Origin of the sequence: Mesorhizobium sp. M0166, assembly GCF_040322255.1 — a bacterium.
Taxonomy (GTDB): Bacteria; Pseudomonadota; Alphaproteobacteria; order Rhizobiales; family Rhizobiaceae; genus Mesorhizobium.
In genome coordinates this window covers 1-984 of record NZ_JAMYTD010000111.1, presented here as the reverse complement: position 1 = coordinate 984, position 984 = coordinate 1, and the positions used below count along the sequence as shown (strand labels likewise).

At 59.0% G+C, this 984-nt stretch carries 1 protein-coding gene; it reads left to right on the top strand.

Annotation, left to right across the window (positions count from 1 at the left end):
• The coding region (locus NKJ46_RS34630) for an IS481 family transposase (RefSeq protein WP_352671838.1) at window positions 1-984 on the top strand (984 nt) is incomplete at both ends.

The window sequence follows — 984 nt, the reverse complement described above, 5'->3', positions numbered from 1 at the left end:
GCCAGGTTCTGCATGGGAGCGCCACAACGACAGAGGCGATCCGTCGAGCGATACAACATAGTGAAGCGAGCCTGAGGTCGCTTTCGAAGCGCTATGGCATCAACCCCAAGACGGTCGCGAAGTGGAAGAAGCGAAGTTCGACCGCCGATCTGCCCACCGGCCCCAGGGAGCCGAGATCGACGGTTCTGTCTGCCGAAGAAGAGGCCGTTATTGTGGCCTTCCGCCGCTACACGCTGCTGCCGCTCGACGATTGCCTCTACGCGTTGCAGCCGACGATCCCGCATCTGACGCGCTCTTCATTGCACCGCTGTCTGCAGCGCCACGGCATCGGCCGATTGCCGGATGTCGAGGGCGACAAGCCGGCGAAGAAGAAGTTCAAGGCCTATCCGATCGGCTTCTTCCACATTGATATCGCGGAGGTTCGAACCGAACAGGGCAAGCTTCACATGTTCGTCGCCATCGACCGAACCTCGAAGTTCGCCTTCGTCGAACTGCACGAGAAGGCTCCGACAGCCATTTCCAAAGAGTTTCTGCTACGCCTGATCGCGGCCGTCCCCTACAGGATCCATACCGTTCTCACCGACAACGGCATCCAGTTCACCACGCCAGGCGCTGGCGGTTCGGCCGTTCCGCTGATCAAGGAGGCAATCGCAAATGGCGAGATATTCCGGGCTCATGCCTTCGAATACGCCTGTGCCAAGAACGATATCGAACATCGAACCACAAAGCCAAAGCACCCCTGGACCAACGGTCAAGTCGAGAGAATGAACCGGACCATCAAGGACGCAACCGTCAAGCGCTTCCATTACGACGATCACGACCAACTGCGTCGGCATCTTGCCGACTTCGTCGCGGCCTACAATTTCGGCCGCAGGCTGAAGACCCTCAAGGGCCTCACGCCCTACGAGTTCATCTGCAAGGCATGGGCTTCCCAGCCCGAGCGCTTCACTCTCAATCCGCTCCAGCAAATGCCGGGACTAAACA